The following is a 4,266-nucleotide window of genomic DNA, read 5'->3' as shown; positions in this document are numbered from 1 at the left end:
CTGCCGCCAGCTCCGGGACGGCTTCACCTCGCGGCACTCGCGCGGCTCGCCCTGCATTTCTTCTGGCAGTCCATCGTCGCCGGGTTTGACGTGGCCCGCCGAGCCTTCGACCCGCGCCTGCCCCTGAAGCCCGGCGATCTGGCCTTTCCCACGCGCCTCCCGCCAGGCACCGAGCGCGCGGCTTTCGGCGCCATCACCAGCCTGATGCCGGGCACGCTTCCGGTGGAGACCGATGCCAATGGCAAACTGGTCTATCACTGCCTGGATCTCGATCAGCCAGTCGCGGCGTCGCTCGCGCGCGACGAAGCCTTGCTGAGACGGGTTAGCGACGGCGGGAGTGTCATCGATGACTGAGTTTCTGCTCGGCGCCGCCGCTTTCGTCCTGGGCACCGTTGCCCTGGGGCTGGTCCGACTCCTGCGCGGTCCCGGCCACGCGGATCGCATGCTGGCCGCCCAACTCCTCGGCACCGGCGGTGTCGCGGCCCTGCTCCTGCTGGGGGTCGCCACCGGGGTTGGCGCGATCGCGGAGGTTGCCTTGCTGCTGGCCTTGCTCGCGGCCTTCGCCTCGGTTGCCTTCGTCAGTGGCGTCCATCGTCCGGAGGGAAGCGGGACCACCTCCGGAACGGCACCTTCCGCCGCGAGCTCGCAGAACGAGAACAAAAGGGACAGCAAATGAATCTCGCGCTGGACCTCCTGACCATCGTCGCCGTTTCGCTGGGGGCGCTCTTCTTTCTGGCCGGCACGGTCGGGCTGCTGCGCTTCCCCGATACCCTGACCCGGCTCCATGCGCTCACCAAGGCGGACAATCTGGGTCTCGGGCTGGTCGTGCTGGGTCTGCTGCCCCAGGTGTCCGCGCCCCTGGCCGCGCTGGGACTGATCGCGGTGTGGCTGCTCGCCATGCTCTCCGGCGCCACGGTCGGTCAGCTCCTGGCGGGCGCGGCACGGCCGCCCGACCCCGATCGGGCGGAGATGCCGGCGCGTGACGCGGTATCCAGTCATGACTAGCGCCCTGGTCGTCGATGCCGCGCTGGTGCTCCTGGTCCTTGGTCTGGCCCTTTGGGTGACGTCGACCCGCGCGGCCTATAGCGCGGTGGTCGGATTCGTCGCGTACGGGCTCTTGATGGCGATCGTCTGGGTGCGGCTCGCGGCCGTGGACGTGGCCATGACCGAGGCCGCCCTGGGAACCGGGCTCACCGGCCTTCTGCTGCTCGGCGCGGCGGCGCGCCTGGCCCCTTACGAGGCCGCCGAGGTCAACGGCAGACCTGGCCGATGGCTCAGGCTCCTGATCGGACTGCTCTGCGCGGCCATCGCCCTTGGACTTGCCGCCGTGGTGCTCATGCTGCCCGATCCCGCGCCGACACTGGCCCCGTTGGTCGCCGAGAACCTGCCTCCCACCGGGGTCGGGAATCCAGTCACCGGCGTCCTGCTGGCCCATCGCGCCATCGACACCCTGCTGGAGTCAGTGGTGCTGGTGCCGGCCCTGATCGGGGTCTGGTCGGTGGCGGCGGACCCCGCCTGGGGCGGACGCCCCGGTTCCCTGCCTCGCCCGCGTTCGAGCAGCGCCCTGACCCTGCTGGCCCAGGTGCTGCCCCCGTTCGGCATCCTGATCGGCATCCATCTGGTCTGGAACGGCGCCGACGACCCCGGCGGTAAATTCCAGGGCGCCACGGTCCTGGCCGCCATGTGGATCCTCGTCCTGATCGCGGGTCTGCGGGAACCGCCGGCCGTGCGTGATCGACGCTTGCGCGTCCTGCTCGTCATCGGGGCCTTGGTCTTCATCGGAATCGGCGTGGCCGGCATCTGGCTGGCGGACGCCTTCCTGGCCTACCCGGAGGGGTACGCGAAACCGCTGATCCTGGCGATCGAGGCGGTCTTGACCCTGTCCATCGCCGCGACGCTGGGATTGCTGCTCGCGGGACCGCCGGCGAGCGATCACCCTTCCGGAGGACTTTATGAATCCAAAAAGAGCGGTTGAACCGCCAAGAAAAACAGCGATTGAACCGCAAAGAACACAAAGAACGCAAAGTTTTTCAATATTTTGCTTGGCGTCCTTTGCGCCTTTGCGGTTCAAAATGCCGGAGTTAGGATGAACGGTCCGACCCTCTTCGGTCTCTGTGGCGCCGCCTTGGTGGGACTGGGGCTCTACGGCCTGCTCTGCCAGCCGGGCGCACTGCGCAAGATCCTCTCCTTCAACCTGATCGGCAGCGGCGTTTTCCTGCTGTTCGGGGTGATCGCCAAGCGGGGCGGTGGCGCGCTATCCGCCGCCGGACTCGGGGTCGACGGCGACCCGGTGCCGCAGGCCCTGATCATCACCGGGCTGGTGGTTGCCTTCGCGGCGACGTCCATCGCTGTCGCCCTGCTGTTGCGACTCGCCGAGACCAGCGGCCGAAGCACGCTGGAGAGCGATGGGCCACGCGCGCCCTCGCCCCCCGGCGATCAGGCGTCCGCGCCCGAGCGGGCGTCGTGATGGACAGCTCATCGATCCTCGTCACCCCATTCGCGAGTCTGATCGATTTAGGCGGACTCCTCCTCGTGATCCCGCTCATGCTGCCGGTCGTCGGTCTGCTGCTGGCGCCGATCCTTGGCGGACGGTTTCTGGGCCGCTTCATTCTCCTCTTGCTGCTGCTGGGACTGGTCGCCGCGGTCGCCGTCGCGACCGCCGTGCTGACCGGCGGCGATGCCTTGCACTACCACCTGGGAGGCTGGGCGCCGCCGCTCGGCGTGGCGCTGAAGGCGGATGGGCTCTCGGCGATCCTGCTGCTGACCAGCGCAGTGGTGATGCTGGCCGTCGGGATCTATGCCCAACGGGAATTCCGGGTTCCGCCAAGTGCGCCCGAGACCCGCGCCTCGCTCGTGTTCTGGACGCTCCTGATGGGCGTCTGGGCCGGACTCAACGCGGCCTTTCTGGCTCAAGACCTGTTCACGCTGTTCGTCGCACTGGAACTCCTGACCTTTTCCGCCGTGCCCCTGGTCGCCCTGGACGGTCGGGCCGAGACCCTGGCGGCGGCCCTGCGCTATCTGCTCTTCGCGCTGCTGGGCTCGGTGCTCTACCTGCTGGGCGCGGTGCTCTTCTACGGCACCTACGCCACCCTGGATATCGCCCTGCTCGCGGAGCGGATCGCCGGAGCGCCATCGCTGCCACCGCCGATCATCGCCGCCGCCGCGCTGATGACCGTCGGGCTGCTGGCCAAGACCGCGCTCTTTCCGCTGCATCTCTGGCTACCGCCGGCCCACGCGGGCGCGCCGCCCGCCGCCAGCGCCATCCTCTCGGCGCTGGTCGTCAAGGCGTCCTTCTTCCTGATCGTGCGGATCTGGTTCGATGTCCTGCCGGGAGCGCTGACCCCGCTGACGGCCCAGATCCTGGGCGCGCTGGGCGCCGGGGCGATCCTCTTCGGCAACCTCGTCGCCCTGCGGCAAGCGAGGCTCAAGCTGCTGATCGCCTATTCGACCGTCGCCCAGATCGGCTATCTGTTCCTGATCTTCCCGCTGGCCGCGAATGCCGAGTCCGCCGCCCTGACCGGCGGCATGCTCCAGGTCGTGTCGCACGCCTGCGCCAAGGCCGCCATGTTCATGGCCGCCGGACTGATTGCCGGGGCGCTCGGCCATGACCGCATCCGCAACCTGGGCGGCAGCGTCCGCGTCCTGCCGATCACCCTCCTCGCCTTCGGGCTCGCCGGGCTGTCGCTGATCGGGATTCAACCGAGCGGCGGCTATCTGACCAAGACGCTGCTCACCTCGGCCGCCGACGGGACCGGGCAATGGTGGTGGGGACTGGTCATGCAGGCGGGCGGACTGCTCACCGCCGCCTATCTGTTCTGGGTGCTCGGTCATGCGCTGTTCGGCGCCCAATCCGCTCCAGCGATTCCGCTCAAGCGCCCTGGACGTGCTCAGGAACTGGTGGTCCTGGCACTCGCGCTCGCTGCGCTGCTGCTCGGGCTCCTGCCGCCCGCGCTCTTCGATCTGGTCGGGGTCGGTCGCGCCGGTCTCGACGCGAGCGCGGCCGTCTCGACCGCTATGGCCGGCGCCTTTGGCTGGCGCAAACTCTGGGGCGATATCTGGCCAATCCTGGTGGTCGGGCTGCTGGTGCTTGGGATGCTGCCCTGGCCTGACCGCCAGGCGGACGCTTCCGCGCGTCTCGCGGCGACCACCTCTAGCGTGACCGGACATTGGGCGGCGGCTCTCGGTACCATCCTGGAGCGTGCCGATCGCGGTTTACGGCAGTGGCCGGTTGCGGGTCTGTCTCTGTTGGTTCTGGCGCTCGCGCTG

The 4,266-nt window shown here is 68.9% G+C and carries 6 protein-coding genes; all 6 read left to right on the top strand.

Going from position 1 to position 4,266, the window contains the following annotated elements; all coding sequences use genetic code 11:
* Positions 1 to 354 (top strand): Na+/H+ antiporter subunit E (locus tag QZY07_RS12035; RefSeq protein ID WP_295402806.1); only part of this gene is annotated, 354 nt, incomplete at its 5' end.
* The gene (locus QZY07_RS12030; protein ID WP_295402802.1) at positions 347 to 676 is read left to right on the top strand and encodes a monovalent cation/H+ antiporter complex subunit F; all 330 of its coding nucleotides are present in this window, start codon (positions 347 to 349) and stop codon (positions 674 to 676) included. The genes QZY07_RS12035 and QZY07_RS12030, both read left to right, overlap by 8 nt.
* Positions 673 to 1,005, top strand: coding sequence for a monovalent cation/H(+) antiporter subunit G (locus QZY07_RS12025; RefSeq protein ID WP_295402799.1), 333 nt, complete (start codon positions 673 to 675; stop codon positions 1,003 to 1,005). Before QZY07_RS12030 ends, QZY07_RS12025 begins: the two co-directional genes overlap by 4 nt.
* Complete coding sequence (locus QZY07_RS12020) at positions 998 to 1,975, top strand: MnhB domain-containing protein (protein ID WP_295402796.1); 978 nt, start codon at positions 998 to 1,000, stop codon at positions 1,973 to 1,975. The genes QZY07_RS12025 and QZY07_RS12020 overlap by 8 nt, the downstream gene beginning before the upstream one ends.
* Before the next feature lie 111 nt (positions 1,976 to 2,086).
* A complete protein-coding gene (locus tag QZY07_RS12015; protein WP_295402793.1) occupies positions 2,087 to 2,467 on the top strand; it encodes an NADH-quinone oxidoreductase subunit K in 381 nt (126 codons plus the stop codon).
* The coding region (locus tag QZY07_RS12010; RefSeq protein WP_295402790.1) for a proton-conducting transporter membrane subunit at positions 2,467 to 4,266 on the top strand (1,800 nt) is incomplete at its 3' end. The genes QZY07_RS12015 and QZY07_RS12010, both read left to right, overlap by 1 nt.

It is taken from the genome of uncultured Thiocystis sp., from assembly GCF_903866365.1.
Taxonomy (GTDB): Bacteria; Pseudomonadota; Gammaproteobacteria; order Chromatiales; family Chromatiaceae; genus Chromatium.
This window is presented reverse-complemented; position numbering and strand designations above follow the sequence as displayed.